The organism is Pseudomonas fluorescens, from assembly GCF_041354075.1.
Taxonomy (GTDB): domain Bacteria; phylum Pseudomonadota; class Gammaproteobacteria; order Pseudomonadales; family Pseudomonadaceae; genus Aquipseudomonas; species Aquipseudomonas fluorescens_CE.
Genome location: NZ_JARZGC010000015.1, coordinates 37,972 through 64,619, shown reverse-complemented (window position 1 = coordinate 64,619; position 26,648 = coordinate 37,972). Strand labels below are relative to the sequence as shown.

Here is a 26,648-nt window from a genome sequence, read left to right as displayed (position 1 = left end):
GAAATAAAATCCCCGCCAGCCCCGCATATCGTCCTCCCTGTGGAACGCTCAGACTTGTTTTTGCCGTCTAGCGCGCCAAAGCCTCCAGTTTTAAGCTTTATCCATCGGGTTACACCACAGATTTGGAGACTTCATGAAAAACCTCATAGGCGTCTACACCAGCCCGCAAAGCCATTGGGTCGGTGATGGCTTTCCGGTTCGTACGCTGTTTTCCTACGACAACCTGGCTGAACACATCAGCCCGTTTCTGCTGCTGGACCACGCCGGCCCTGCACAATTTTCACCGACCACTGAACGTCGCGGTGTAGGCCAACACCCGCATCGCGGTTTCGAAACGGTGACCATCGTCTACGACGGCGAGGTGGAACACCGCGATTCCACGGGCAGCGGCGGCAAGATCGGCCCCGGTGATGTGCAGTGGATGACGGCGGCGTCGGGGATTCTCCATGAAGAGTTTCATTCCGCCGACTTCGCCAGGTCCGGCGGCGCCCTGGAAATGGTTCAGTTGTGGGTCAACCTGCCGGCGAAGGACAAGATGGCCGAACCGGGTTACCAGACGATTCTCGACAGCGACATCGCCAATATCCCGCTCAAGGACCAGGCCGGCAGCCTGCGGCTGATCGCCGGTGAATTCGAGGGCCGTACCGGACCGGCGCGAACCTTCACCCCGATCGATGTCTGGGACCTGCGCCTCAATGGCGGCAAGTTGCTGTCACTCGACCTGCACGAAGGTCGCAACACGGCGTTGGTGGTGCTGCGCGGCACGGTTCAGGTCAACGGACAGGAGCTGGTGCGACAAGGGCAATTGGCATTGTTCGAACGTGCGGGCCAGCAGATCAGCCTGGAAGCCAACAACGACGCCGTGGTGCTGCTGCTCAGCGGCGAGCCCATCGACGAGCCCATCGTCGGCCACGGTCCGTTCGTGATGAACAGCGAGAAGGAGATCCACCAGGCGTTCGCTGATTTTCATTCGGGGCGCTTCGGACAGATGAGCGTTTGAAACACGGGCGCCATCCAGCCCCTCGAGCACGCTTTTGGGTATTGCTCCCGGACCGGTAATTGCTCCTACACTGTGCCCATCCGAATTCGGTTGGAGCTGTTCGATGCTGTCACTGCTCACCAATCACCCGCTGATCTGCGCGCTGATCCTGATCCTTATCGACCTGGGGTTATGGCGCCTGATCAGCGCCAATGGCAGCAACTGGAAATTGCTGGTGCGGCTGCTGATCTTTTCGCTGTTCAGCATCCTGCTGTTCAACGAAGGCCTGAACCCGCTGGAGCCTGCGCCCTGGTCCGACAACGTACCGCTGCACCTGGCGGCGACCGGTTTGCAGATCGGTTGGTGGCTGTTTGGCGCGCGGACCCTGACGGTGCTGATCGGGGCGGGGATGATGCAGCGGGTCGGGCACACCGGGCGCCTGCTCCAGGACCTGCTGGGCGCGGTGATTTTCCTGATTGCGATCATTGCCGCGCTGGCCTACGTGCTGGACTTGCCGGTCAAGGGCGTGCTGGCGACCTCCGGCGCGTTGGCGATCATCGTCGGCCTGGCCTTGCAAAGCACCCTCAGCGACGTGTTCTCGGGGATAGTCCTCAACACCACCAAACCCTATCAACTGGATGACTGGATCTCCATCGACGGCACCGAAGGCCGGGTGACCGACATCGACTGGCGCGCCACGCGCCTGCAAACGTCCCAGGGCAGCATGGCGGTGATCCCCAACTCGCTGGCGGCCAAGGCCAAGATCATCAACTTCAGCCGCCCGAGTGATATGTTCGGCGTGTCGATCACCCTTCAGCTCAGCCCGCATGCGCGTCCGCAGACGGTGATCGATGCGCTGGAACGGGCCGTGGAGGGGTGTCGCCATCTGTTGAGCAAACCGGCGCCCAGCGTCGCGCTCAAAGGCTCGAGCGCCACCGGCGTGGAGTACGAAATCAGTGGTTTCGTGGCGTCGATGGACCAGAAACGCATGGTGCGCAATCTGCTGTTCGACCTGGCGTTCCGGCACTTGCAGGCCTCGGGCGTGAGCCTGTTGTCGAGTGTCGAGTCGAATGCGCCGGTGAATCTGTCACGGCCACGGGCGTTGCTGGAAAGCTCGGCGATTTTCTCCACCCTGCGCCAGGAGGAAAAGGAAACCTTCAGTCAGCACATGACCCTGCAGACCTTCCGTGCCGGGGAAACGATCCTGCCAGCGGGGGAGGTCAGCGACCATTTGTTCATCGTCGAATCCGGCGTGGTGACGGTGGCGCTGAGCCGTGCCGGGGTCAAGTTCGAGTCCGGGCGCATGGGGCCGGGTGAAGTGATCGGCGAGGGTGGCATTCTGTCGGACACGTCGCTGCCTGCCGAATTCAGCGCCAAGACAGCCTGCAGCCTGTACCGGATCGAGAAGGATTACCTCAAGCCGTGCCTGGATGCGCGGCATGACATTGGCGAGGCGATGAAGGCGCTGCTCGATTATCGCCTGCACCGGGCGCAGACGCTGACCGAGGAAGCGCCGAAGGTGGCGCCGAAGAGAGGGTTTTTGCAGTGGTTGCGCAGCCGCGCCTGAGGGTTTCGCGTGGATGGCCGCTGCGCGATGGCGTCAGCGGCCTTACGGCAGTCCGGGATCAGAAATCCAGGGTCGCCGACACCTTCAATGTCCGCGGCGTGCCCTGGGTCAGGTAACCGCCATAGGCCGACGCCCAGTACGCCTTGTTCGCCACGTTCTCCAGGTTGGCGCGCAAGGTGATTTCCTTGTCGTCGAGCTTGAAGGCGTAGCGCGAACCCAGGTCGAAGCGGTTCCACGCCGGAATGCTCTGGGTGTTGGCGGCGTTCAGGTACTGCCCGCCGGTGCGCAACATTCGTGCACTGACAGCGGCGCCTTCGATGCCCGGCACATCCCAGTCCGCACCGACGTTGAACTGGAAGCGCGGCACGCCGACCGCGCGGTTGCCGTCGTTGACACCGTTGGCGCTGCCTTCGATTTCAGTCTTCATCAGGGTCGCGCCGCTCAGCAGGCGCAGACCGTCCAGCGGCTCGCCGTAGAGGTTCAGCTCAACGCCCTTGTTCACCTGCTCGCCATCCACCCGGAACACGCCGCTCTGGGTGTAGCTGGCAGGCTGCTCGATGCGGTAGACGCCCAGGCTTGCGCCGTAGGTGTCCATGTCCAGGCGCACGCCGGCTTCGACCTGCTTGCTGCGCACCGGGGCGAAAGTTTCGTCGCGGTTGATCGCGGTGGTCGGCGGCGTCGGGCCCTTGGCCAGGCCTTCGATGCGGTTGGCGTAGAACGACACGTGTTCCCACGGCTTGATCACCAGGCCGTAGACCGGGGTGGTGATCGATTCCTCGTAGCTCGAGGTGCGTGCGCCGCTGGCAGTGGCCCAGCCGTCGACTTTCATCTCCTGGCGCCGCACGCCCAGGGTCAGCAATACGCGGTCATCGAGCAAGCCCAGGGTGTCGGACACCGCTGCGCTGCGCAGGGTGTTCTTGCCAACGATGCGCGGATCGGAAATGTCACTGGCGAACGATGTCGGACGTGGACGCGGTTTGTCCGTCACGTCGTAGAGGTTGGTGTCATAGCGCGAGGCGGCGCCGATGGTTTCGAACGCCGAACGTTGCTGGCCCCAGATGCCGGCCAGGCCAAAGTTCATCTGATGGGTCACCGGGCCGGTGGCGAAGTGGCCATTGAGGCCGGCCATCAGGCTTTTGTTGTCTTCGTCGTGGGGCGAATAGAGCATGCCGCCCTTGGCGTTGCCGTTGAGGTTGTTCACGGTCAACGACGAATACACGCCATTCTCCCGGGTGTGCTTGGCGCCCCCGGACACATACGCGGTCCAGTTGTCAGTGAGGTCGTACTCGGCGCGGGCCATGCCGAAGGTGTCTTCGAGCTGCGAATAGCTCCAGCTTTGCGCGTAACTGGCATTGGCGTGCGGCACCTTGGGCGCCTTGCTCAGGGCGGCGTCGACGTAGATCACCGAGCGTCCCTGGTTGATTACCTGCTTCTGGTAGCCCAAGTCCGTCGACACCCGCAGGCGATCGCCTCGGTAATCCAGGCCGATGCTGATCAGCGAGGAACGACGGTCTTCGTCATCGACAGCCGTGTCGCCTTCGCGCTGCATCAGGTTGACCCGTGCCCCGAAGCGGTTGTCTTCGCCGAAGCGCTGACCCAGATCCAGATGCCCGCCAACCTGGCCATCGCTGCTGTGTTCGAGGGTGATGCTGCGGGTCGGCACATCCTGGGCGCGTTTGGGTTGCAGGTTGACGCCGCCGCCAATCCCGCTGCCGCTGGGCGTCACGCCGTTGACAAAGGCGTTCGGGCCCTTGAACAGGTCGACCCGCTCCAGGGCCTCGGTCGCAATGATCTGCCGCGGCAGGATGCCGTACAAACCGTTATAGGAAATGTCGTCAGACAGCAACGGCAGGCCGCGAATCATGAACACCTGGGAGAAGTTGCCAAAACCTGAGGACTGGCGCACCGACGAGTCGTTGAGCAATACATCGCCGATGGTCTGGGCCTGCTGGTCGGCCATGGTTTTGGCGGTGTAGCTGGTGACGCTGAAGGGCAGGTCTTTCAAGGCCTGATTACCGAAGATGCCCACCTGCGCCACCTTGGCGACCTGGCCACCGCCGTAGGTCTCGGCGTTGTCGTCGCGCAGGGCATTGACATTGGTGGCCCCCAGTTCCAGCGCGCCATCGGCGGACACGCGCGGCGCCAGCGTGTAGCCGTTGGCACCGGTGCTGATCAGTTCGAAACCACTGCCTTCGAGCAATTGCGCGAAGCCTGACTGCACGCTGTAGCTGCCTTGCAAGCCCGGGCTCTGACGAGCGCCCAGTTGCGCCGGATCGAACGACAGCGGCACGCCCACCGCCACTGCGAATTGCGCCAGGGCATGGCTGAGCAGGCCCGGAGCGATGTTGACGCTGCGCGCGGTGCTTTCACTGACACTGTCGGCCGCCTGGCCGGTAACCGGGAGCAAGACGGTGAAGGCCAGGGCAACGCTCAGGCTCAGGGCCTTGAGCGGGAATTCGGCGGGGCGGTGCGGCAGCATTGAAGTCATTCGGCGTTCCTGTCGAGCGCGTGGAATTGAAGAGGTCTATCCACACACCGAACGAAACGCAAAAAGGTATCAGGAGGCAGTGAAAAAATTTCGGGGCGGTCAGGCCCGTGGTTCGACCGACATCCAGTAGCGGGTCAGGCTGCTGATTTTCAGTGGCAGGGTATCGCTGAGCAGGCGCAGGCTGGCGTCGGTATTGCGCAGGGAAAACGCCCCCGAGACCCGCAACCCGGCGACGTCGGCATGGCAGCGCAGGATGCCGGGGCGGTAGCGGCTCAACTCGCCGAGCAATTCGTCCAGGCGCATGTTGTTGGCCAGCAACATGCCTTTGTCCCAGGCCAGGGAACTGGTGTCGAAGCGTTCCACCGGGTCGAAGCGGTCGGCGGTGAACGATTGGCGCTCGCCGGCCTCGAGGGTCGTGCCTTGCGACAGCCGCAGCGGAGTGACCTGCACCTGCCCTTCGAGCACGGACACCTGGCTGCGCGAGTCGTGGGTGCGCACGCAGAAGCGAGTGCCCAGGGCGCGGGCGATGGCTTGCGGGGTTTCAACGATAAACGGCCGTGACGCGGCATCCCTGGCGGTACTGATCAACACTTCGCCATCGAGCAGCGTGATGCGCCGCTCCTGAGGACTGAATGCAATGTTCACGGCACTTTGGGTGTTGAGCAGCAGTTCGCTGCCATCGGCCAGTTGCAGGCGTTTCTGTTCGCCGACGGCAGTGCGTTGATCGGGGTTCCACTGTTGCCACGGCACATGTTGCGCGGCGATGCCCAAGGGGCCGGCCATGAGCAACAGACCCAGGCGCGTCAGGGTCTGGCGGCGGCTGAGACCGTCCTTGCGCGCCGCCCGTTGCAGGGTCTGCAGGGCGAGGTTGGCCGGTACACTGCGAAATTCCCCGAGCAGCGCTTCGGCCCGCAGCCAGGCCTGGGCATGCTCGGCACTGCGGTTGCGCCACTGGGCGATGGCCTGATGGTCGGACGCCGTGGCGGATCCGGAATGCAGATGCACCAGCCAGTCGGCGGCTTCGCCGATGATTTGCGGGTTGATCATCGGGTTCATCAGGCGACACTCAGGCAGGCAATGAAGGCAGCACGCATGTGCCGTTTGACGGTGATCAGCGACACGCCGAGGCGCTCGGCGATCTGGCCGTACGTCAGGCCTTCGATCTGTGACAGCAGGAAGGTGTCGCGGGTAGCCGCCGGCAATTCGCGCAACAGTGCTTCGATGCGCGTCAGGGTCTCGAGAATCAGCAGGCGGGTTTCCGGCGACGGCACCTCGCAGGCGGGCAATTGAGCGATGGTCTCCAGGTAGGCACGCTCGAGGTCCTGGCGCCGCCAGCGGTCGATCACCAGGCCTTTGGCGATGTGGGTCAGCAGCGCACGAGGTTCACTGCCCAGGGGTTTGATGACCTGACGGGTCAGCAGACGCAGGAAGGTATCGTGGGCCAGGTCGGCCGCATCGCAGCGATTTCCGAGTTTTCGATGCAGCCATCCCTGCAGCCAACCGTGATGTTCGCTGTAGAGGGTGTGGATTTGCTGGTTCGAGGGGTGGTCGGTTGACGACATGGGAAACGGCTACTCGATTCGGGCGTCCTGGCCTGACTGCAATTAAGAATTGATCGCATTCTAGTGGCGCAGACCGACCGCTGGCAATCAGCCCGACGTACTTTATTTTTCCGCAGGCAGCAATGGACTCCTCGTCTTCTGGAGGATTGGTTATTGGCCTCGCCGACCCTCGGGACTAACGTTGTTTCATCCCCACTTGAACCGGAGTTCACCATGCAACCTCGTATCGATTTCTACACCGCATCCCCTGATGCACTCAAAGCCATGATGGCCCTCGAAGGAGCCGTCTCGAAGCTGCCGCTGGAAAAGAGCCTGATCGAACTGGTCAAGCTGCGCGCCTCGCAGATCAATGGCTGCGCCTTCTGCATCGACATGCACACCACCGATGCGCTGAAGGACGGCGAAACCACGCGCCGCCTGTTCGCCGTGACGGCCTGGCGTGAAGCGCCGTTCTTCAGCGATCGCGAACGCGCCGCGCTGGCTTGGACCGAATCCCTGACGGAACTGAGCCAGACCCACGCGCCGGACGATGTCTATGAATATGTCGCGGCCCAGTTCAGCCCGAAGGAAATGGTCGACCTGACCGTGGCGATTTCCACCATCAACAGCTGGAACCGACTGGCGGTGGGCTTTCGTAAAATGCCTCAGGCTTGAGGGAGTACGGGTGCCGGTGAGTGGACATCGGCACCTGTGCGCCCAAGGATTCTTCGAGGTGGAAATTTAACGGTACAGGCCAGCAATTTTTCCGATACCGAATGACACAATCATGGAGACCAATATGACGATGCCGCTCCATTGCATGATTGCCAGTTTTCGCTTGATCGACACGGGTATATTGGACAGATCGTCTGGGCTTAATTTGACGACTCGGGAGTGAAAGCGTGGAAACGTCACAATTCCAGACAATTCGATCATCAAGCGAGACTTTCCGACGAAGCCGCTTCTTCGGGTTCGGGATAAAAACACCACGTCCGGGCTGTTTTCCAGGTGGCCCAGAACGGCCTCCAACTCAGTGAATGTCATATAAAAGACAAAGCAGAACCAGATGTAACCGCTGACTATGGACAGTCCGCCCACGCCCACAACTATCAGCTGTACGATGCTCATCGAGAGTGCTCATAAATGATTTCGCCAATATATTCGCCACCCCAGTTGGTGAGAATACTCGTTGCAAGTGAAGCCACTCCGACTACAACCACACCGCACACCAGCGTGCCGGTACCTAAGGTGGGCACGCCCAACGCGACGCAAACGGTTCCAGCGGCGCTACTGCCCAAGAGACCACCAGCCAACGTTCCCCCTATGACCCCACCTGTAAAACTACCGGTCTCTGTAAATTTGATCTTCCTGCACGCCTCGGCATCGCCTTCAGCGCAGACATCCTGCACCTTCATATAAGACGCCCCACCGCCAATCGCAGTGCCAACCCAGCCGCCGTACTTGACCACCTTCGCCGCTTTGGCCACGCCTTCGATGTGCGTCGCGTAGCCGGGAATCTGTCCGGCGGCACCGGCCTTGGTCCAGCGGTGGACCAGGCTGCGGCTGGAGATGCCCAAGGCGTTTTTCAGGTTTGGATGGTCCGGTAAGCCAATGCCTTTGCGGGTCAGGGCGGTCAGGTGGGTGTTGAGTTGGCTGAGCAGTCGTTTGCGTTCGGCAAAAAACTCCGGTGAGCGTAGATGCCCGTGTGCGTTGAATGTGCGCACGTGCAGCGCTTCGATGTCCTTCAGAACGACTTGCATGTTTTTCAGGTTACTGGTGAAAATCGCCTCGCCGACACCCATGGCCGTTGATCCCTCGGTCAGGAAGGTTTCGATTTCGTGGCGGTGGCGGACCATGAAGTCCGCCTCTTGCGGGCTCAGCAATTCCAGGGCGGCATTGGTCTTGGTCGCGGCCTCCATCAACAGGGCTTCTTCGCGGGTGCATTGCAGGTTGTGCGGGTCGCTGAGCACGATCATCGTGCCGGCCTTCACCTCGTTGAGGCCGGGGTTCAGCGCCGCAAACTTGCGCATCACCGAGGGGTTCTGCGTCGCGAACAGCGTTGCTTTCAACTGCTCGGCTGTGGTGCTTTTCGGCACGACATAAAAGCCGGGTTCCTGTGGCGGCGGTTTGACCCAGGGTTCAGCGGGTGGCCGCGAGGACACGCTCTGGGCAGCAGGGCGCGGCGACCCGCTGGACAATCCGCTGTCCCCGGTGATGAACCAATACCGACCGGATGTATCGCTGCTCAGTGGGTCGAAAGGGTCATCCGAGACGAGCAACAGCTCACCTTCTCCAACCGCCTGGAGGATTTTCTGATCGCTCCAGGCCTGGCCATGAATCCGCACCTTGAGCCCGTCAATCGATCGAAGAGAGCGCCCTGCGAAAGCTTCTTTAATGGTGGATTGTGCAAAAAAAGGCGATTCGATATTGCGCAGGCTGATGCCCAGGCGTTCGCGATCATGTCGATGAATCAGGCGCACAGGAGAGAGTCCCCATGAGGATGAGTGAGCGCGGCCGAGGTCGATCTATCGAGGAAGTGCCCTGCGGCCAATCTGCTTTCAAGCTAAAGCATCGTGGCCGCCATTAACCGGGAAATGAGGGAGGCAAAAAGCAGAAAGGGAAGGGTCCTACATGACCGGCCTCAGGTAGTCCTACGCCTTTCACTGACGCCTGATCCGAGCCTTCGCTCAATGCCCATCCGCACTGGGCGCGGCCGGGGGTTGCACCTTGCGCATCAAGGGCACCAGTGCCGTGGCGATGACGAAGCAGGCGCCGATCAGCAGGAAGGTGTCGCCGTAGGTTTGCGTCTGCGCTTCCCGGTAGGTCAGCAGCCAGAGTTGGCGCAGGCTGGCGGTGACGCCGATGTCGCCGCTCTGGCCCAGGGCGGCGAAGTGGTTGCCGACCTGGGACAGCCACTGGTTCAGGGATTCGTTGCTGCTGTTGAGGTTTTCCGCCAGCCGGGTGAAGTGCAGGTTGGTACGGTCGTTGAGGATGGTTGCGCAGGCGGCGATACCGATCGCGCCCCCGAGGTTGCGCATCAGGTTGAACAACCCGGAGGCATGTTTGAGCCGGGCCGGTGCCAGCCCGCCGAGGGTCAGGGTGACCGCTGGCGGCACGGCCAGTTGTTGGGCAATCCCGCGCAGGGCCTGCGGCAGCATCAATTCCCTGGCGCCCCAGTCATGGGTGATCGGGCTGAAATCCCACATCGACAAGGCGAACAGCCCCAGGCCGGTCATCATGATCCAGCGCAGATCGACGCGGTTGGCCAGAAAGGCATACAGCGGAATCGCCATGACCTGGAACACCCCGGTGGAGAAAACGGCCAGGCCAATGTCCAGCGCGCCATAACCCCGCACCCGGCCGAGAAACAGCGGGGTCAGGTAAATCGTGGCGAACAGGCCGATGCCGGTCACGAACGAGAAGAAGCATCCGAGGGCGAAGTTGCGGTCTTTCAAGGCGCGCAGATCGACGATCGGGTTGGCCACGTGCAGGGTACGGCCAATAAAGGCCAGGCCCGCCAGGCCACTGATCCAGGCCGTCGTCAGAATCGTGCGGTCGCTGAACCAGTTCCAGCGTGGACCTTCCTCAAGGGTGTATTCCAGGCAGCCAAGAAACAGCGCCAGGAACACCATGCTCAGATAGTCGGCGCCCTTGAGCAGGGACAGCTCCGGCTGATCGATCTTCACCAGCAGCGGCACCGCCACTGCGACGAAGATACCCGGGACCAGGTTGATGTAGAACAGCCAGTGCCACGAAGACACGTCGGTGATCCAGCCGCCGATCACCGGTCCCAGGGTCGGTGCCAGTGACGCGACGGCGCCGATGGTCGCGGCAGCGATGACCCGTTGTTTGCCGGTGAAGAAAAAGAACGCGGTGGTGAATACCAACGGGATCATCGAGCCGCCCAGGAACCCCTGCAAAGCGCGGAAGGCAATCATGCTCTGGATGTTCCAGGCCGCCCCGCAGAGCAGGCTGGCCAGGGTGAAGCCCACGGCGGAGGCGCAGAACAGCCAGCGGGTCGAAAACACCCGCGACAGCCAGCCCGACAGCGGTATGACGATGATTTCGGCGATCAGGTAGCTGGTCTGCACCCAGGCGGTTTCATCCGTGCCGGCCGACAGCCCGCCACCGATATCGCGCAATGACGCCGAGACAATCTGAATGTCCAGCAGCGCAATGAACATGCCGATGCACATGCTGGCGAAGGCGAACACCTTGGTCGCCGTCGCCATGTCCGCCGCGTTGAACGGTTGGGCGGGAGCGGCGAGGGCGCGGCTCATGGCGCACTGGCCACGGCGGCGGGTTCAGGTGCCTGGCGTGTGTCCACTTCGGCGGTCACCGACAACCCTGGGCGCAGGTGACCGAGCACGCTGTCCGCCGGATCGAGTCGGATACGCACCGGCACCCGCTGGACGATCTTGGTGAAGTTGCCGGTGGCGTTTTCCGGTGGCAGCACGCTGAACTGGGAACCACTGGCGGGGGCAAGGCTGTCGAGGTGACCGTGGAATTGCTGCCCCGAAAGCACGTCGGCGCGGATCACCACCGGCTGGCCGGGGGTCATGTGCGCCAGTTGATCTTCTTTGAAATTGGCATCGACCCACAGCCCGCTCGAGGGCACCACCGACAACTGTTGCGAACCGGCCTGTGCATAAGCACCGACCCGTGCCCGGCGGTTGCCGATCACCCCGTCGATGGGCGCGCGCAGCTCGGTGTAGCCGACATTCAGTTGCGCCAGGTCACGTTCGGCGCGGGCCTGGATCAGCGCGGCCCGGGCCTGTTGCTTCTGGGTTTCGATCACGTTCAATTGCCGTTGCGCGGCGAGCAGTTCTGCCTGGGCCTTTGAGCTCAGGGCCTGGGCAGTCTTGAACGTGGCGTCGGCGCGCTGGGCGCTCTCCACCGAAACGGCATTGCTGCCCACCAGCTTCTTGTAGCGCAGGTTGTCATCCCGGGAGCGTGCGGTTTCGGCACCCGCAGCCTCGATCCCGGCGCGGGCCTGGCCGATCACGGCCTGTTGCAGTTGTTCTGTGGCGTCGAGATTGGCCAGCAAGGCTTGTTCGGCGGCGACCGCACCCTCGGCCTTGGCCAGGTGGGCGCGGTAGTCGCGGGAATCGAGGCGGATCAGCACATCGCCGGCCTTCACGTTCTGGTTGTCGGTGACCAGTACTTCTTCGATGTAGCCGGCGACCTTCGGCCCGATCACCGTCACGTCGCCGCCGATGTAGGCGTCGTCGGTTGCCTCGATGAAACGGCCCGCTGTCCACCAGTGGGTGGCATACAACCCGGCGCCTATCAGGGCGACCAGGGCAAGCACCGGCAGGGCAACGCGCTTGAACAGCGACGAGCGTGGCGTTGGCGCCGCAACAGGGCTGGGCATGCTGGTCATCGGCGAACACCTTGGGGATCGGATAAATATTACGTAAATAATATGACGTATGTAATATTTTCTTGCAATTGAATTCTTTGGCCGGTCGTCAGGTATCGAGGGTGGACGTTTTAATGATTCAGGTCATTTGAGGTTTGGTCATAATGACAATCATGTCGTCCTAATGACTCTATTGCGATGTTGTCATTAGGACATCTTAATTCTTCAAGGTATTGATTTGTATGGATTAAAAAATTGGCACGTTTAATGGAATGCTTAGGGCAACCCCAACCAAGCAGGAAATGATCATGACTCGTACCATCCCTTTCAGCTTCACCCTCTGCCTGTTGTTTACCCCGTTGTGCATGGCTGACCAAGTGGTCCGTGAAGTGCCCGATACCACGGCCGGCAAAGGTGCCGGTGTGGTCACCGGGCTGATGGTCGGCGCCGTGGGCGGCCCGATCGGCGCGCTGATCGGTGCGGGTGCCGGTTTCTTCGCCGGCGGTTCCGTGCAGGAAGCGGCCGGCCTCACCGAAACCGCCTATGAAGTCAAAGACGCCCAGGGCGAAGTCAGCACCGTCCGTTCGCCCAACGCCCGTTTCGAACCCGGTCAGCAGGTGACTCGCAAAGGTTCGCGCCTGCAGTCGCAAGAAAGCTGAGCACAGTGCTGTCGCCGTTTCATCCCGAACTCCTTTTTCAGGATCCGCTCATGGGTCGGATCCTCTTTTTTCTCAGCGCCATGCTCAGTCGGTGAGTCTTCCGATTGATTTATTACAACCAGAAACAGCAATGCCGTGCGTTGGCCAAACCTGACATCACTGCACCAACTTTTAATCAATCGAGGGGTAACACAATGCAAGCCATCAACGCCAAAGTCTTGAGCGCACTGGAAAACGTCATGGTGATCTCCACCACCGACCTGCAAGGCAACATCACTTACGTCAACGATCTGTTCTGCAAACTGACGGGCTACACCAGTGAAGAGCTGCTGGGCCAGCCGCACAGTGTCGTGCGTCATCCTGCCGTGCCCAAGAGCACTTACAAGCAGATGTGGGACACCATCAAGAAGGGCGAAATCTGGACCGGCGTGATCCCCAACGTCGGCAAGGGTGGCGGTCTGTATGTGGTCGATACCACGGTGCAGCCGCTGTTCGACGAGCAGGGCAACATCGTCGAGTACATCAGCATCCGCCGGGTGATCAACGACCTGATGAGCGACTTCGAAGGCCTGGAGTTTTCCAAGGAAACTTTCGACGAATTCTACGACAGGTAAGCGACCATGCCAGCTTTAATCGAACGCATCGTGATCGGTTATGGCTCTGAGTCCGGCAATGCCCGAGGGTTGACGCAACGCCTGTTGCGTCTGCCTTGCTTGCAGCCGTACGAATTGGCCGTGCAGGATCTCAACTCGCTGAAGCTCGAAACCCTGACCCCACAGGACTTGCTGATCATCGTGTGCAGCTCCTTCGGTGACGGCGAACCCCCGGGCAATGCCGATTGCTTCATGGATCAACTGAACGAGTTCGAACCGTTGATCGACCAGCCTTATGCCATCTTTGGTCTGGGCGACACCGCGTACCCGACCTTCTGCGGCTACAGCAAACTGCTGGACACCATGCTGCTGCAGAAACAGGCCAAACCCTGGATCAACCGGGTCGACGCCGACACCGATTTCGAGGGCTTCTTCGACACTTGGTGCGCCACGCTCGAAGCGGTGCTCAAGGGCGACCGACGCGCCGGCACCACCCTCAACCTGCAAGTGACCGCTTATGGTGAAAAGGCCACATGGCCGGCGCGGGTGATTTCTCGTACCCGACTCAACGGCACGGCGCCTTACGCCTGGCAGGTTCGCCTGGACATCGAAGGCAGCGGCATCAAGTACCGCGCCGGTGACAACCTCTATGTGCTGGCGCACAACGATGAGCAACTGCTGGCGCAGATCGGCCAGTGGTTCGGCCGCGACGATGCCCGCACCTTGCTCGCCGACAAGGAACTGCGGCAACTGAGCAAGTCGATGCTGCGCGACATTGCCAAGGTCAGTCAGCATGAAACCTTGAAAGGCCTGTTGAAGGTCAGTCAGCGCAAGGAGCTCGAAGCCTATCTGTATGGCCGGGACATGCTCGATGTGCTCAATGATTTCTGTACGCCTGAGCAGTTGAGTGTGGAAGACCTGGTGGAGTGGCTGCCCGATGTGCTGCCACGGGCGTATTCGATTGCCTCCCACGACAACCCCGGATACGTGGACCTGTGCATCCGTGAGGTCGCCTATGACCTGGCCGACCGTTCGCGTACCGGCACCGCCACCGGGCACCTGGTCGGGCCCCATCCCGAGGCCCGGGTGTTTGTGCGCAGTAACCCGCCGTTCCACCTGCCACGTCAGGTCGAGCATCCGGTGATCATGATCGGCACCGGGACCGGCATTGCCCCCTTGATTGCCTTGCTGGAACAGATCGAGCAACAGAACAGCCCGGTACAAAGCTGCCTGATCTTCGGCGACCGCCGTCGGGAGTCGGACTTCCTCTACCAATCGCGCCTGGAAAAATGGCAGGCCGGCGGGGTGCTGGATACGCTGATCACGGCGTTTTCCAGGGACACCGAAAGCCGCTACTACGTGCAGGACGCCATGCTTGAACACGGCGCCTACCTGTGGACACTGCTCAGCCAGGGCGCGCACCTGTACGTCTGTGGCAACAAAAGCAACCTGGAACGGGCCATTGACGCGGCGCTGGTCAACATCGCCATGACCTTTGGCCACCTCAGCGAGGAGGTGGCGCAGACATTCGTCGCCGACCTGGCGAGCACCCATCGCGTCCACAAAGAACTGTATTGACGCTTCCCGTTTTGACGCGTGGACGAGCCGCAACTCGTCTGCGCGTCTTTTTTTTGGCAGGAAAACGCCGATTTCCTTCCTGTCGCTGGCCCTCTCCGTACCGCCGTGCTTGAGTGGTGGCGCTGGTCCGCTAGCCATTGCTTCCGGTTAATAGGAAGCATTATTATTCACGCCCCGTCTTCACAGCACACCGCAATGATCCCCAAGTTGCCCCGCAGACACGGCTTTTTCGAGCATTACGAAGAGTTGGTTGGCACCTGGACCCGACGCCTGAGAAATCGTCAGCAGGCCGAGGACCTGGCCCACGACACCTTCGTTCGGGTGCTTGAGTCCGATTCGGCGGCAGTGGAGCAGCCTCGGGCGTATCTGCACCAGACCGCCCGCAACATCGCGGTGGATGGTTATCGGCGTGAGGATCGGCGGGGTGCCATGGAGTCCGAGGCGATCGATCAGGGTGTGTCGTCGTCCGGCGACCCGGAGCATTTCATGCATGCGGTGCAGTTGGCTGATTCCATCGAGCGGGCCCTCGGCGAGTTGCCGGTCAATTGTCGCAAGGTGTTCGTCTGGCAGAAGATCGAAGGCCTGACCCAGGCGGAAATCGCCGAACGCCTGGGACTGTCCAAGAACATGGTGGAAAAGTATATGATCCGCACCTTGCGGCATCTGCGCGACCGCCTCGACGGACTGCAGTCATGATCGGCCGCGCCTTTTCATCCCCAGCCACACAGGAACTTCCATGATGGATAACTGCGCGTGCGGGCAGACCACGGTTCGCGATGAGGCGGCGCGCTGGTTTGTGCGTCTGCGGGAACCGGCCGTGGCCATCGAGGAACACCTGCAATTCGAGCGCTGGCTGAACGAACACCCTCAGCACCGTGAAGAGTTTCAATTGCTCCAGAGCCTGTGGTCCGCCGCCGACCTGCTTCCTGCGGCGCGGCTGCAAGCCTTGTGCGAAGCACCGCCGGCCCGCAACAAGCGTCGGCCACTGGTGCGTTATGCGGTGGCGGCCAGTGTCCTGGCAGTGGCGCTCGGCCTGGGCCTGTTCAGCGGTTCGAACCCATCGGCGACTTACTCCGCCGAGTACTCGACGGCGCTGGGCGAGCGCCGCCATGTGGCATTGCCGGACGGTTCGGTGATTGACCTGAACAGTCGCAGCCGCCTTCAGGTGCGCTTTGAAAAAGGCCGGCGCGGTATCGAGCTGAGCGAAGGCGAAGCCATGTTCAACGTCGCGCACGACAGCGACCGGCCTTTCGTGGTCGAGGCGGGCAGCGGCAAGGTCACGGTCACCGGCACTCGCTTCGATGTGCGGCGCGGTACCCATGACACTCGCGTCGTGGTGGAACAGGGCACGGTCAAGGTCCAGGGACGCGAGGCGCCCGACAACGCTTTCGTCAGCCTGACGGCCGGCCTCGGTACCCGGGTCGATGCACGCGGCAACGTGGCGCCGGCCTATGCCGTCGACGCGGCGCAGCTGACGGCCTGGCGCAGCGGCAAACTGGTGTTCAACGATGCCCGCCTCAGCGAAGTGGTCGAGGAAGTGTCGCTTTATCGCGAGAAACCGCTGACGGTCAGCAACGCCAAGGTCGGCGAGCTGCGCCTGACCAGCGTGTTCAAATCCGACAATACAGACGCCTTGCTCAAGGCCTTGCCGAACATCCTGCCCGTGGCCGTGCGCACCCACGCCGACGGTAGCCAGGAAATAATTGCAAAATAAATTCAGGTTTTTTTCGAGTTCATCGTCTTCTTGTCCAACTGCAACTGGTTTGCATTAACAGACGCACTTTCTTGCGCTCACAGGACGCTGTTCGACGTGAAAAAATCCACTGCAAAAAACAATAAATCTTCCTGGTTGCCGCTGGCGCTAGCGTTGGCAGTCAACGTGGCGCTGCCCCAGGCATTTGCCGCCGACAGCATTCACATCGCGGCGCAACCTCTGGGTCAGGCCCTGAGCGCGCTCGGTCAGCAGACTTCGCTGCAGGTGTTCTTCAGCCCGGACCTGGTGGCGGGCAAGCAGGCCCCGGCCGTGGACGGCAATCTCTCGCCGGAGCAAGCCCTGCGCCAGTTGCTGCAGGGCAGTGGCCTTGACTATCAGATCGACGAAGGCTCCGTGACCCTGACACCTGCGCCGACTTCCGCAGCCAATGGCCCGCTGGAACTGGGTGTGACGGACATCAAGGTGGTGGGCGACTGGCTCGGCGACGCCGATGCCGCCGTGGTGCAGAACCACCCCGGCGCGCGTACGGTGATTCGCCGCGAGGCCATGGTCGAGCAGGGCGCGATGAACGTGGGTGACGTGCTCAAGCGTGTGCCCGGTGTGCAGGTGCAGGAGGCCAACGGGACCGGCGGCAGCGACATTTCCCTCAACGTCGGCGTGCGTGGTCTGACCTCGCGCCTGTCGCCACGCTCCACGGTGCTGATCGACGGCGTTCCCGCCGCGTTCGCCCCGTACGGCCAGCCTCAGTTGTCGATGGCGCCGATTTCCTCGGGCAACCTCGACAGCATCGACGTGGTACGCGGTGCCGGCTCCGTGCGCTACGGACCGCAGAACGTCGGCGGGGTGATCAACTTCGTGACCCGCGCGATCCCGGAACAAGCCTCCGCCGAGATCGGCACCACCCTGGAAACCTCGAAGCACGGTGGCTGGAAGCACATCGACACGGCTTTCGTCGGCGGCACGGCGGACAACGGCATCGGTGTGGCGCTGCTGTACTCGGGCGTCAACGGCAACGGTTACCGTGAGCGCAACAACGGCAACGACATCGACGACGTGTTGCTCAAGACCCACTGGGCGCCGACCGATGTCGACGATTTCAGCCTCAACCTGCATTACTACGACGCCAGCGCCGACATGCCCGGTGGCCTGACCCAGGCGCAATACGACGCCAACCCGTTCCAGTCCGACCGCAACAACGACAATTTCAGCGGACGGCGCAAGGACATTTCGTTCAAGTGGATCCGGCAGATCGACGACCGCACCCAGGCGGAAGTGCTGACCTACTACTCCGACAGTTTCCGTGGCAGCAACATCGCCGCCATCGATCAGAAAACCCTCGGCTCGTTCCCCCGCACCTACTACACCTTTGGTATCGAGCCGCGGGTGTCCCATGTGTTCGATCTCGGCCCGACCACCCAGGAGGTCAGCGTCGGTTATCGCTACCTCAAGGAAGGCATGCACGAAGAGGCGAGCCGTCTGGCCTTGGTCAACAACACCCCGGTTGCGACCCCCACCTCCGACGGTCATGTGTACCAGGACCGCACCGGTGGCACCGAAGCCAACTCGGTGTACGTCGACAACAAGATCGATGTCGGCAACTGGACCATCACCCCCGGCATCCGTTTCGAACACATCAGCACCGACTGGCACGACCGCCCGGTGCTCGATACAGCCGGTCGGCCGGTGCAGGAAAAGAATCGCAGCATCGAAAGCAACGAGCCGCTGCCGGCCTTGAGCGTGATGTATCACCTCTCCGATGCGTGGAAGCTGTTCGCCAACTACGAAACCTCGTTCGGCAGCCTGCAGTATTTCCAACTGGGCCAGGGCGGTTCGGGTGACAACACGGCGAACGGGCTGGAGCCGGAGAAGGCCAAGACCTATGAGGTCGGCACGCGCTACAACGATGAAGTGTGGGGCGGTGAAGTGACGCTGTTCTACATCGACTTCGACAAGGAACTGCAATACATCAGCAACGATGCGGGCTGGACCAACCTGGGGGCGACCACACACCAGGGCATCGAAGCTTCGGTGCATTACGACATGGCGGCCCTGGACCCGCGACTCGACGGCCTGACCGCCAACGCGGGCATCACCTACACCCGCGCCGTCTATGAAGGGGAAATCCCGGGCTTCAAGGGCCGCGACCTGCCGTTCTATTCGCGCCAGGTGGCGACGGCTGGCCTGCGTTATGACATTGACCGCTGGACCTGGAACGTCGATGCCTTCGCTCAGTCCAGGCAGCGCTCACCGGGCGTTGCCGTGAACGCCAACGGCAGTTTCACCAACAACTACATCACCGAAGGCACCGCCGACGGCCGGTACGGCGACATTCCGGGTTACGTGACCTGGAACCTGCGCGGCGGTTATGACTTCGGTCCGCAGTTGTCGAACCTCAAGCTCGGTGCCGGGGTGAAAAACGTCTTCGACAAGCAATACTTCACCCGTTCCAGTGACAACAACGCGGGCATGTATGTCGGCACGCCACGCACGTTCTTCGTGCAGGCCAGCGTCGGGTTCTGACGCTGGGGCGTTCACACCTTCAACACTTTCCCGCCAATCGCCACGGCAACCAGCAGCAACGCCATCAGTCCGAAGGCGAAACTCAAACTGCTGCCGTGGGCGATGAAGCCGATCACGGCGGGCCCTGCCAGGATGCCGGCATAACCGAGGGTGGTGATGGCTGGCACCGCGATGCTTTCCGGCATGACGGTCTGTTTGCCAACGGCGGTGTACAGCACCGGCACGATGTTCGAGCAGCCGGCACCGAGCAGGGCATACCCGATCAGGGCCACTTCCCAGTCCGGTGCGAAGGTCGCCAGGAACAGGCCTGCGGCTGCCAGCAGCCCGCCACACACGATCACCCGTGTTGCCCCGAGGCGGTGGACGATGGCGTCACCGGTCAGGCGTCCTACGGTCATGGTCAACGCAAACGCGGCATAACCCAGGCCAGCGTAAGCCGTGGCGATCCCGCGCTCCTGCACCAGGAACACCGCACTCCAGTCCAGAGCCGCCCCCTCTGCGAGAAAGACGATGAAGCACATCCCGCCGATGAACAACACGATGCCATGGGGTATCGCGAACGCCGGGCCCGTGCTTTCGCTGCCATACGGCAGCATGTGCGGTGCGGCCTTGCACAGGGCCGCGATCAGCATCACGACCACTACCAGAATCGCCCCCAGGGGCGAAATGCCCAGGCCCAGCAAGGCGCTGACGCCCGCTGCGCCGACAATCCCGCCCAGGCTGAACAGCCCGTGGAAGCCCGACATCATGGTCTTGCCACTGGCCCTCTCGACGATCACCGCTTGCAGGTTCACCGTGGAGTCCACGGTGCCCAGGCCCGCGCCGAACATGAACAGCGAGGCGATCAGCGCCGGCACCGACGACACCGTGGCCAGCAGGGGCAGGGCAGCGCAGATCAGCAAGGTCCCGCCCACTGCCACGCGGCGACAACCGAAGCGCGTGGACAGGATCCCGGCCATCGGCATCGCCAGGATCGAGCCGACCCCCAGGCACAGCAGCAGCAAACCGAGCGTCCCTTCGTCCAGTCCGGCCCGTGTCTTGGCGTAGGGCACCAGGGGCGCCCACGCGGCGATCCCGAAGCCGGCGATGAAAAAGGCCACGCGCGTGGACATCTGTTGCAAGCGGCCGGGCACGAAGGTGTCCTGGGTGTTGAGGCTGGTCATATCGATCCTTGGCAGAAGCAATGCGTGCGCAAAGGACATTGATCGAGTGGGGAGGTTCGATCAGCGTCCCGGGCGTTTCGCGTTCAGGCAGGGTGACATCCTTGCACAGCCTGTCGTTGTTTCGCGATATGTTGTCGCCTTTGATCGATGCTCAGGGGGCGCCATGACACCGTTTTACGATGCACGCGGCAATGTTTACGCGGTAGTGGCGCCGGATGCCGTGCGCCGCGCCGGGATCGTTCTGCCGGATGAGGCGGGCCTGGCAGCGCAGACCCGCGAAGCCTGGACTGCGTTGGCTATCGAAACCTTCTGCGGCTGGGCAGCGGGTGCGCAACCGGCCGGCAGCAAGGACCATCGCAGCGACGGGCTGCTGGTCGGGCCGTTTCAATCGGCGCCGCCGTTCGACCTGTTGATCGTCAACACCGATGGCTCCCTGGCCGAGCGCAGTGGCAACGGCCTGACGATTTTTTCCCAGGCGCTCAGCGATCAGGGGCTGTTCCCCGAAGATCAGGGATGCCTGCTCAGGGTTCACCACGACAAGGCCGATACGCCTTCGCCAGGCGAAACGGCGGTGCAGGCGGCGCAGGTCGAGGGGGTGCGAGGCTTTTGGCTGGACCTGGGCCAACCGGGCTTCGGACCCGAGGCGGTGAGTGCGCAGGGCACCGGGGAGGTGACGTTCAACGGCCGTGCGCTGAGCCATGTGCAACCGCTGTCAGCGTTGAACCCCGCGTGGCACACCAGCCAGTTCGTGCGGGTGGGGAATCCGCATTGCGTGACCCTGGTGGATGAAGCCGGTGCGCTGCCGGCCAATGCACACATGCGTCAGGCCGATTTGTCCGAAGGGCTGACGGCGATTGCCTACGCCATGCCGACTGGTGCCGGGCGACCGTGTCCGGCGGGGATCAATCTGCAATGGGCGATGCGTGAGGGCGAAGGGCGAATCGCCGCCCGGGTGTTCGAGCGCGGCGAAGGGCCGACAGCGTCGTCCGGCACCAGCGCCAGCGCGGTGGCGTGCGCGGCCTGGCGTGTGGGTTGGGTGACAGCGGGGGAAGTGAAGGTGGTGATGCCGGGTGGCACGGCGCCCATTCTGCTGGAGGAAAGGGGTGGGGAATTGAGCCGGGTCAGCTTGTTTGGTACGGCTCGGTTGATGGGGTGACTTCACGGGCCTCATCGTCGGAATGCCGCCCAGACCAGGCCCGCTCCCCCAGGGTCCTCAGAGGGTATACATGTTCTGCCGTCATGCCCAATCCTGTGGGAGCGAGCCTGGTCTGGGCGGCATTCCGACGATGAGGCCCGTCCAGTCAACTGACAGCCAGGATCAGCTCAAAAACTCGACCACCGGCATCTGCCGCTTCATCAACACCTTGCCGCCGCGCACCGAGTACAACGGCAAACCCTGGCTGCGGATCACCTCGTAGTCACTGTCCGCCGACAGGATCAGCAGGTTCGCCGGCCGCCCGGGCTCCAGTCCATAACGATCCCCCAGGTTCATCGCCCTGGCGCTGTTGTCGGTCACCAGGTCCAGCGCACTTTGCAGGTTGCGGTAACCGAGCATGTGGCAGATGTGCAGGCCGGCTTCGAGTACCCGCAGGATGTTGCCGTTGCCCAGCGGGTACCAGGGGTCGACGATCGAATCCTGGCCGAAACACACATTCATCCCGGCCTCGAGCAGTTCATTGACCCGGGTTACGCCACGGCGCTTCGGGAAGGTGTCGAAGCGGCCCTGCAAGTGAATGCTTTCGGTGGGGCAGGAGACAAAACTGATCCCCGAATGTCCGAGCAGGCGGAACAGCTTGGCGCAGTAGGCATTGTCATAGGAGCCCATGGCCGTGGTGTGGCTGGCCGTGACCCGCGAGCCCATGTCGCGACTGCGCGCCTCTTCGGCCAGCACTTCGAGGAAGCGCGAGTGCGGGTCGTCGGTTTCGTCGCAATGCACGTCCACCAGGCAGCCGGTGCGTTCGGCCAGGTCCATCAGGAACTTCACCGAACTCACGCCCTGGTCGCGGGTGTACTCGAAATGCGGAATCCCGCCGACCACGTCGGCACCCATCCGGATCGCCTCCTCCATCAACTCGCGACCGCCGCGATACGACTCGATGCCTTCCTGGGGGAACGCGACGATCTGCAGGTCGACCAGATGACGGCTTTGCTCGCGCACCTCGAGCATGGCCTTGAGCGCGGTGAGCTGCGGGTCGGTGACATCGACGTGGGTGCGCACATGCTGGATGCCGTGGGCGGCGAGGGCCTGAATGGTTTTTTTTGCGCGGGTCCTGGTGTCTTCCTCGGTGATCGTCACCTTGCGCTCGCCCCAGCATTCGATGCCTTCGAACAGCGTGCCGCTCATGTTCCAGCGCGGCTCGCCAGCCGTCAGCGTCGCATCGAGGTGAATGTGCGGCTCGACAAAAGGCGGCACCACCAGGTTGCCCCCGGCGTCGAGGTCATCGGGGCCCAGGGTCGGCGCTTCGGTCTGGCGGGAAATGTGGCGGATCAGGCCGTTTTCCAGGTGCAACTCATGCAGACCTTCCTGGTTGCGCAAGCGGGCGTTGATGATGTGCATCGGGCGAGTCCTTGTTGTCATGCGTTCACAGGGTCCCCCTACGTTAGCCCGGTGGCGGCTATCCTCGCCAGCGCCATCCATCAATGGCGCCCTCAGGCAACAGGGTCGTCAGGTGGGCAAGAACCTCAACAAGGCCGCGACAATGGCTTCCGGCGCATCTTCCTGTACAAGGTGCCCGGCCTTGGGGACAGACAGAAACTGTGCCCCGGGAATCATCTGCTGCAGCGCGCGGCCTCGTTCGATGGGGATCCACTGGTCGTCGTCGCCCCAGAGAATCTGCACCGGGCAGCGAATGCCCGGGTACAGCGTTTCGATTTCGTCGGTATAACGCTGATCCATCTGGGCAATCTGCCGATAGAACGCCGCCTGCCCCTGCTCACCGAGCCAGGGTTGCACATAGGGTGCGAGCTCTTCATCGGTGATGTCACGCTTGATCGCTCCCCGTATATAGGCCGGCACGATCGCCCGTTGAATGTAATCGGGCACTGCGCTGAACGCGCCTTCATGCTGGCGAACATGCCGCACGAACGGCGAGCCCCAGGGCGACAGCGCCACCGGATCGATCAGCGTCAGGCTGCGGTAGTCCTTGCCGTTGAGCAGGTGTGCACGCAGCACCGTGGCACCGCCAAAATCGTGGGCCACCACGTCCGGACACGCCAGGCCCCAATGCTCCAGCAACTGCGCCAACAACTCGTTCTGCACACCCAGGGAAACATCGCCCACAGGTTTGTCGGACAGCCCGTAACCGAGTAGGTCGAAGTAATGCACCCTGTGCGAGGTGATGAAGTGCGGTGCAATCCTGTGCCAGACGAACGAAGAAAAGGGTGTGCCATGCACGAACACCAGCGGCGGACCGTCGCCCCGTACCGCATAACGAACGGAGTGCCCATTGAAACGAAAGGTTTGAGCCAGCGGCCAGTCAGTCATGGCATGTTCTCTTGGCGGAGCAGGTTGAGGGGCAGGAGCTTAGGCGTAAAAAAATCGCCCGTCCCGGCAGTTGTTTTGATCGATCGGATCAACGGTATGAATGCCTGTCATTTGTGACAGTAGACGCTGTTTACAGTTGGATGCTATTCAACGTCGATGAGCATTCTCAATCTGCACCTTGCAACGCCCACCTTGGCGGTTATCGACCCGCGTGGTTTGGCTGTGCGCAGCGTGGCGTACTGGCGTGAGAAGGTGGGACAGGCGCCTGCCGCGAGGCCTGCGCGCCAGGTTTTTGATGGTAGGCAGCGTCTGGTGGAGCAGTGGGATGCGCGGTTGGCGGTGCCTGCGTTGCGCCAGACCACCGGTTTGTCCGCCAAAGTGCTGTCTCGCGACAGCGTTGACGCCGGTTGGCGGGTGTTTCTGTTTGGCGAAGCGGACCAGGTTTTGGCGCAGTGGGATGGTCGCGGCAGTCGGGTGCAGGTTGAGTACGACACTTCGTTGCGTCCGCTGACGATCACCGAGCAGGCGACCGCCGATACCGACCGGGTGGTGGAGCGCTTTGAGTATGGCAGCGTTGATTGGAGTACGGCCAATCAATGCGGTCGGGTGACTCGTCATGATGATCCGGCAGGAACGCGGCACATGACTGAATACGATTTGCTGGGGTTGACGCAGTGTGAGGTCAGCCACTTTCTGCAACGTCTCGAACCTCCTGACTGGCCGTTGGACCTGGTTGCACGGGACGCGCTGCTGGAAAACGCACCGGGCCTCGCCAGCCGCTGGGTGTATTCACCGCTCGGCGATCTGCTCAATCTCACCGATGCGCAGGGGCATTGCCGGCGCTACGTTAATTCCGTGGCCGGGCAACTCAAGGAAGGGTGGCTGCAACCTGCGAATGCCGCCACTCCCGAACAATGCCTGGTGCGGGACATTCGCTATAACCACAGCGGCAAGGTCGAGCGGGAAACTGCCGGCAATGGCGTGGTGACCGAGGCCAAGTACGCGCTCAGCGATGGCCGGTTGGAGCGCCTGTGCGCCGGTTTGCCAAACGCCGAGCCCTTGCAGGACTTGCGTTACAGCGTCGACCCGGTCGGCAACATCATCCAGATCGACGATCAGGCATTGCCGATTCGTTATTTCAAGAATCAACGCATCGATCCACTGCGTACCTGCAGCTACGACACCCTGGGCCAACTCGTCAGCGCCACGGGCTGGGAAGCGACCGGTGCCGGCGCGGTGCTCAATTACCGTGAAGAATACGGCTACGACGCGGGGGGCAACATGACCGAGCGGCGTCACCTCGGTGCGCAGTCATTCACCCGTCGCTGGGCGGTGGCGCCCGACAGCAACCGCAGCCTGATCGAAGGGGATCAGCCGCCGGACTTTTCGAGGCAGTTCGACGCCAATGGCAACCTGCAATGCCTGCAACCCGGTCAGTCCATGACCTGGGATTTGCGCAATCAGCTGTCCAGCGTATCGCCAGTGGTGCGGGACAATGAAGCCGATGACACCGAGCGCTACATCTACGGCGGCGGTGGCAAGCGCTTGCGCAAGGTACGTACAACGCTGACGCATGCCACCACGGTGATCGCCGAAGTTCGATACCTGCCTGGCCTGGAGCTGCACCGCCGTCCGACCGGCCAGCGATACGAAATGCTCGACCTCGAAGCCGGACGTAACCGGGTCACCTGGTTCCACGGGCCAGGCGCCCCGGAACACCCCTTGCGTTATCAATTCACGGACCATTTGGGCTCGGTTACGCTTGAACTGGACGAACAGGCCAACGTGCAAAGCCGCGAAGCCTATTACCCGTTTGGCGGCACCGCCTGGGAGGATCATCGCGATCAGACTGGCGCTTACAAAACCATCCGTTACTCAGGCAAAACCAAGGATGCGACGGGGCTGTATTACTACGGATTTCGCTATTACGCACCCTGGCTGAGTCGCTGGATCAACCCGGACCCGGCAGGGGAGGTGGATGGGTTGAATTTGTATGGGTTTTTGGGGAATTCGCCGGTAGGCCATGTGGACGCGGACGGGCGGATGAAAGAGACGCTCGCGGATTTTTTTGACAAGGGGGGAGAAAAACGCTCGAGAACTGCACTGCGCGAGGAACGCTCGCAAGCAATTGAGTTAGGGCCGGAGGCCTTTCTTCCACCAGTCCCCGCTCCGTCCGCTGTACGGGTTGAGCTACCTGATGTGCTGATTGAGGGAGATATCGACTCCCAGGCTTCTGTGAGTTCAATCGGTTCTATCGACGGTTTGCTTTCTTTCGCGGGGTTGGTGGGGGATCAGGACCAACCTTCGGGCTTGGATGAAATCAGGTTGGCCCCCCTCTCAACCGTCGCCAGTTCGCCAGGCCCCGCCCCAGCGTCTCCGGTTGCCGGTCCTTCGTCAGCGTACGCTGCTGCACCGTCTCGACCTGCATGCCCCACTTGCAATAAAGTTTTTTCCACGCCTTACAAGCTCAGAGTTCACATCAGATCTCACACTGGAGAGAAGCCTTTCAAATGCGATGTTTGCTCTGCAGAATTTTCACAAAAGTCTAATCTAAACAAGCATATACGTGCTCATTCGGGTGTAAAGCGCGCAAAGTCTTTCGTCTGCCCAACGTGTGGAATTAGAGGGTCTGACAATGATGCCATCTCCAGACATATGCTTACACACACTACTGAGAAGAGCTTCGTATGTGATGTTTGTGGTAAGGCTTTCGCTCAGATGAGAGGGTTGGCATTACACAAGCAAACGCATGAAGCAGTGGGGAGATATTCATGTCCACATTGCGAGATGAGGTTTTCCATCAATTCCAATATGCATAAACACGTAAGAATGAAACATCCGACCGTGAGATAGCGGATGACTGTTGATTATCTTTTCCGGTGTACTCGGAAAAACAAATGGCTGTAATCAAAGGTTCGTTTGGCCGAACTCAGCTCAGCTCAGAGCAAGCTCGGCGTCGCCATATGAATACTCAACATAACTGACGCGAACTGCTTTTGA

General features: G+C 61.8%; 21 protein-coding genes. 11 read left to right on the top strand and 10 right to left on the bottom strand.

Annotation, left to right across the window (positions count from 1 at the left end; all coding sequences use genetic code 11):
- The first annotated feature begins 133 nt into the window (after positions 1 to 133).
- Positions 134 to 1,000, top strand: coding sequence for a pirin family protein (locus QIW53_RS18865; protein ID WP_371051151.1), 867 nt, complete (start codon positions 134 to 136; stop codon positions 998 to 1,000).
- Between the two features lie 103 nt (positions 1,001 to 1,103).
- Positions 1,104 to 2,546, top strand: coding sequence for a mechanosensitive ion channel domain-containing protein (locus tag QIW53_RS18860; protein ID WP_371051150.1), 1,443 nt, complete (start codon positions 1,104 to 1,106; stop codon positions 2,544 to 2,546).
- Between the two features lie 58 nt (positions 2,547 to 2,604).
- On the opposite strand, the gene QIW53_RS18855 is transcribed toward QIW53_RS18860, so the two are convergent.
- The 3 genes from QIW53_RS18855 to QIW53_RS18845 all read right to left on the bottom strand — a co-directional run bounded on the left by QIW53_RS18855 (position 2,605) and on the right by QIW53_RS18845 (position 6,596).
- A complete protein-coding gene (locus QIW53_RS18855; protein ID WP_371051149.1) occupies positions 2,605 to 5,034 on the bottom strand; it encodes a TonB-dependent siderophore receptor in 2,430 nt (809 codons plus the stop codon).
- Between the two features lie 99 nt (positions 5,035 to 5,133).
- A complete protein-coding gene (locus QIW53_RS18850) occupies positions 5,134 to 6,090 on the bottom strand; it encodes a FecR domain-containing protein (RefSeq protein WP_371051148.1) in 957 nt (318 codons plus the stop codon).
- Positions 6,090 to 6,596, bottom strand: a complete 507-nt coding sequence (locus QIW53_RS18845; RefSeq protein ID WP_371051147.1) for a sigma-70 family RNA polymerase sigma factor — start codon at positions 6,594 to 6,596, stop codon at positions 6,090 to 6,092. Before QIW53_RS18845 ends, QIW53_RS18850 begins: the two co-directional genes overlap by 1 nt.
- Before the next feature lie 213 nt (positions 6,597 to 6,809).
- On the opposite strand from QIW53_RS18845, the gene QIW53_RS18840 reads away from it, so the two are divergent.
- The gene (locus QIW53_RS18840; RefSeq protein ID WP_371051146.1) at positions 6,810 to 7,250 is read left to right on the top strand and encodes a carboxymuconolactone decarboxylase family protein; all 441 of its coding nucleotides are present in this window, start codon (positions 6,810 to 6,812) and stop codon (positions 7,248 to 7,250) included.
- A gap of 66 nt (positions 7,251 to 7,316) precedes the next feature.
- Here QIW53_RS18840 and QIW53_RS18835 read toward each other — a convergent pair whose 3' ends face one another.
- The 4 genes from QIW53_RS18835 to QIW53_RS18820 form a co-directional block, all read right to left on the bottom strand.
- Entirely contained in the window at positions 7,317 to 7,703 is a 387-nt protein-coding gene (locus QIW53_RS18835) for a hypothetical protein (RefSeq protein WP_201191032.1), read from the bottom strand.
- Complete coding sequence (locus tag QIW53_RS18830) at positions 7,700 to 9,055, bottom strand: hypothetical protein (RefSeq protein WP_371051145.1); 1,356 nt, start codon at positions 9,053 to 9,055, stop codon at positions 7,700 to 7,702. Before QIW53_RS18830 ends, QIW53_RS18835 begins: the two co-directional genes overlap by 4 nt.
- Positions 9,056 to 9,262: 207 nt before the next feature.
- Positions 9,263 to 10,855, bottom strand: coding sequence for a DHA2 family efflux MFS transporter permease subunit (locus QIW53_RS18825; RefSeq protein WP_371051144.1), 1,593 nt, complete (start codon positions 10,853 to 10,855; stop codon positions 9,263 to 9,265).
- The gene (locus QIW53_RS18820; RefSeq protein WP_371051143.1) at positions 10,852 to 11,958 is read right to left on the bottom strand and encodes an HlyD family secretion protein; all 1,107 of its coding nucleotides are present in this window, start codon (positions 11,956 to 11,958) and stop codon (positions 10,852 to 10,854) included. The genes QIW53_RS18825 and QIW53_RS18820 overlap by 4 nt, the downstream gene beginning before the upstream one ends.
- A 287-nt stretch (positions 11,959 to 12,245) precedes the next feature.
- Between QIW53_RS18820 and QIW53_RS18815 the strand changes: the two genes are divergently transcribed.
- From QIW53_RS18815 to QIW53_RS18790, 6 genes are all read left to right on the top strand, one after another.
- Positions 12,246 to 12,596 carry a hypothetical protein gene (locus tag QIW53_RS18815; protein ID WP_371051142.1) on the top strand — a complete coding sequence of 117 codons (351 nt, stop codon included), beginning with the start codon at positions 12,246 to 12,248 and terminating at the stop codon, positions 12,594 to 12,596.
- A 194-nt stretch (positions 12,597 to 12,790) separates the two neighbouring features.
- Positions 12,791 to 13,210, top strand: a complete 420-nt coding sequence (locus QIW53_RS18810) for a PAS domain-containing protein (RefSeq protein ID WP_371051141.1) — start codon at positions 12,791 to 12,793, stop codon at positions 13,208 to 13,210.
- Positions 13,211 to 13,216: 6 nt separating this feature from the next.
- Complete coding sequence (locus QIW53_RS18805) at positions 13,217 to 14,767, top strand: diflavin oxidoreductase (protein ID WP_371051140.1); 1,551 nt, start codon at positions 13,217 to 13,219, stop codon at positions 14,765 to 14,767.
- 195 nt (positions 14,768 to 14,962) lie between these two features.
- Positions 14,963 to 15,463 carry a sigma-70 family RNA polymerase sigma factor gene (locus tag QIW53_RS18800; RefSeq protein WP_371051139.1) on the top strand — a complete coding sequence of 167 codons (501 nt, stop codon included), beginning with the start codon at positions 14,963 to 14,965 and terminating at the stop codon, positions 15,461 to 15,463.
- 40 nt (positions 15,464 to 15,503) lie between these two features.
- Positions 15,504 to 16,481: a FecR family protein gene (locus tag QIW53_RS18795; RefSeq protein ID WP_371051138.1), complete on the top strand. Its 978-nt coding sequence runs from the start codon at positions 15,504 to 15,506 to the stop codon at positions 16,479 to 16,481.
- 96 nt (positions 16,482 to 16,577) lie between these two features.
- Positions 16,578 to 19,001: a TonB-dependent siderophore receptor gene (locus QIW53_RS18790; RefSeq protein ID WP_371051137.1), complete on the top strand. Its 2,424-nt coding sequence runs from the start codon at positions 16,578 to 16,580 to the stop codon at positions 18,999 to 19,001.
- Between the two features lie 11 nt (positions 19,002 to 19,012).
- On the opposite strand, the gene QIW53_RS18785 is transcribed toward QIW53_RS18790, so the two are convergent.
- On the bottom strand, positions 19,013 to 20,164 hold the full coding sequence (locus QIW53_RS18785) for an MFS transporter (RefSeq protein ID WP_371051136.1): 1,152 nt from the start codon (positions 20,162 to 20,164) through the stop codon (positions 19,013 to 19,015).
- A gap of 163 nt (positions 20,165 to 20,327) precedes the next feature.
- On the opposite strand from QIW53_RS18785, the gene QIW53_RS18780 reads away from it, so the two are divergent.
- Complete coding sequence (locus tag QIW53_RS18780) at positions 20,328 to 21,320, top strand: diaminopimelate epimerase (RefSeq protein ID WP_371051135.1); 993 nt, start codon at positions 20,328 to 20,330, stop codon at positions 21,318 to 21,320.
- A gap of 162 nt (positions 21,321 to 21,482) precedes the next feature.
- Here the strand turns inward: QIW53_RS18780 and codA are convergent, their stop codons facing one another.
- Together codA and QIW53_RS18770 are read right to left on the bottom strand one after the other, a co-directional pair.
- Complete coding sequence (gene codA / locus QIW53_RS18775) at positions 21,483 to 22,721, bottom strand: cytosine deaminase (RefSeq protein ID WP_371051134.1); 1,239 nt, start codon at positions 22,719 to 22,721, stop codon at positions 21,483 to 21,485.
- 108 nt (positions 22,722 to 22,829) lie between these two features.
- Positions 22,830 to 23,648 (bottom strand): alpha/beta fold hydrolase, encoded by an 819-nt coding sequence (locus QIW53_RS18770; protein WP_371051133.1) that lies wholly within the window; start codon positions 23,646 to 23,648, stop codon positions 22,830 to 22,832.
- 156 nt (positions 23,649 to 23,804) lie between these two features.
- On the opposite strand from QIW53_RS18770, the gene QIW53_RS18765 reads away from it, so the two are divergent.
- Entirely contained in the window at positions 23,805 to 26,501 is a 2,697-nt protein-coding gene (locus tag QIW53_RS18765; RefSeq protein ID WP_371051132.1) for a C2H2-type zinc finger protein, read from the top strand.
- Positions 26,502 to 26,648 lie beyond the last annotated feature (147 nt).

What these genes read in the sequence shown, in the direction of transcription:
- QIW53_RS18865 (WP_371051151.1), top strand. Translation starts at nt 134, where the DNA reads ATGAAAAACCTCATAGGCGTCTACACCAGCCCGCAAAGCCATTGGGTC.
- QIW53_RS18810 (WP_371051141.1), top strand. Translation starts at nt 12,791, where the DNA reads ATGCAAGCCATCAACGCCAAAGTCTTGAGCGCACTGGAAAACGTCATG.
- QIW53_RS18820 (WP_371051143.1), bottom strand. Translation starts at nt 11,958, where the DNA reads ATGACCAGCATGCCCAGCCCTGTTGCGGCGCCAACGCCACGCTCGTCG.
- QIW53_RS18860 (WP_371051150.1), top strand. Translation starts at nt 1,104, where the DNA reads ATGCTGTCACTGCTCACCAATCACCCGCTGATCTGCGCGCTGATCCTG.
- QIW53_RS18805 (WP_371051140.1), top strand. Translation starts at nt 13,217, where the DNA reads ATGCCAGCTTTAATCGAACGCATCGTGATCGGTTATGGCTCTGAGTCC.
- QIW53_RS18850 (WP_371051148.1), bottom strand. Translation starts at nt 6,090, where the DNA reads ATGAACCCGATGATCAACCCGCAAATCATCGGCGAAGCCGCCGACTGG.
- QIW53_RS18795 (WP_371051138.1), top strand. Translation starts at nt 15,504, where the DNA reads ATGATGGATAACTGCGCGTGCGGGCAGACCACGGTTCGCGATGAGGCG.
- QIW53_RS18840 (WP_371051146.1), top strand. Translation starts at nt 6,810, where the DNA reads ATGCAACCTCGTATCGATTTCTACACCGCATCCCCTGATGCACTCAAA.
- QIW53_RS18835 (WP_201191032.1), bottom strand. Translation starts at nt 7,703, where the DNA reads ATGAGCATCGTACAGCTGATAGTTGTGGGCGTGGGCGGACTGTCCATA.
- QIW53_RS18800 (WP_371051139.1), top strand. Translation starts at nt 14,963, where the DNA reads ATGATCCCCAAGTTGCCCCGCAGACACGGCTTTTTCGAGCATTACGAA.
- codA (WP_371051134.1), bottom strand. Translation starts at nt 22,721, where the DNA reads ATGCACATCATCAACGCCCGCTTGCGCAACCAGGAAGGTCTGCATGAG.
- QIW53_RS18785 (WP_371051136.1), bottom strand. Translation starts at nt 20,164, where the DNA reads ATGACCAGCCTCAACACCCAGGACACCTTCGTGCCCGGCCGCTTGCAA.
- QIW53_RS18765 (WP_371051132.1), top strand. Translation starts at nt 23,805, where the DNA reads ATGAGCATTCTCAATCTGCACCTTGCAACGCCCACCTTGGCGGTTATC.
- QIW53_RS18815 (WP_371051142.1), top strand. Translation starts at nt 12,246, where the DNA reads ATGACTCGTACCATCCCTTTCAGCTTCACCCTCTGCCTGTTGTTTACC.
- QIW53_RS18770 (WP_371051133.1), bottom strand. Translation starts at nt 23,648, where the DNA reads ATGACTGACTGGCCGCTGGCTCAAACCTTTCGTTTCAATGGGCACTCC.
- QIW53_RS18780 (WP_371051135.1), top strand. Translation starts at nt 20,328, where the DNA reads ATGACACCGTTTTACGATGCACGCGGCAATGTTTACGCGGTAGTGGCG.
- QIW53_RS18855 (WP_371051149.1), bottom strand. Translation starts at nt 5,034, where the DNA reads ATGACTTCAATGCTGCCGCACCGCCCCGCCGAATTCCCGCTCAAGGCC.
- QIW53_RS18825 (WP_371051144.1), bottom strand. Translation starts at nt 10,855, where the DNA reads ATGAGCCGCGCCCTCGCCGCTCCCGCCCAACCGTTCAACGCGGCGGAC.
- QIW53_RS18845 (WP_371051147.1), bottom strand. Translation starts at nt 6,596, where the DNA reads ATGTCGTCAACCGACCACCCCTCGAACCAGCAAATCCACACCCTCTAC.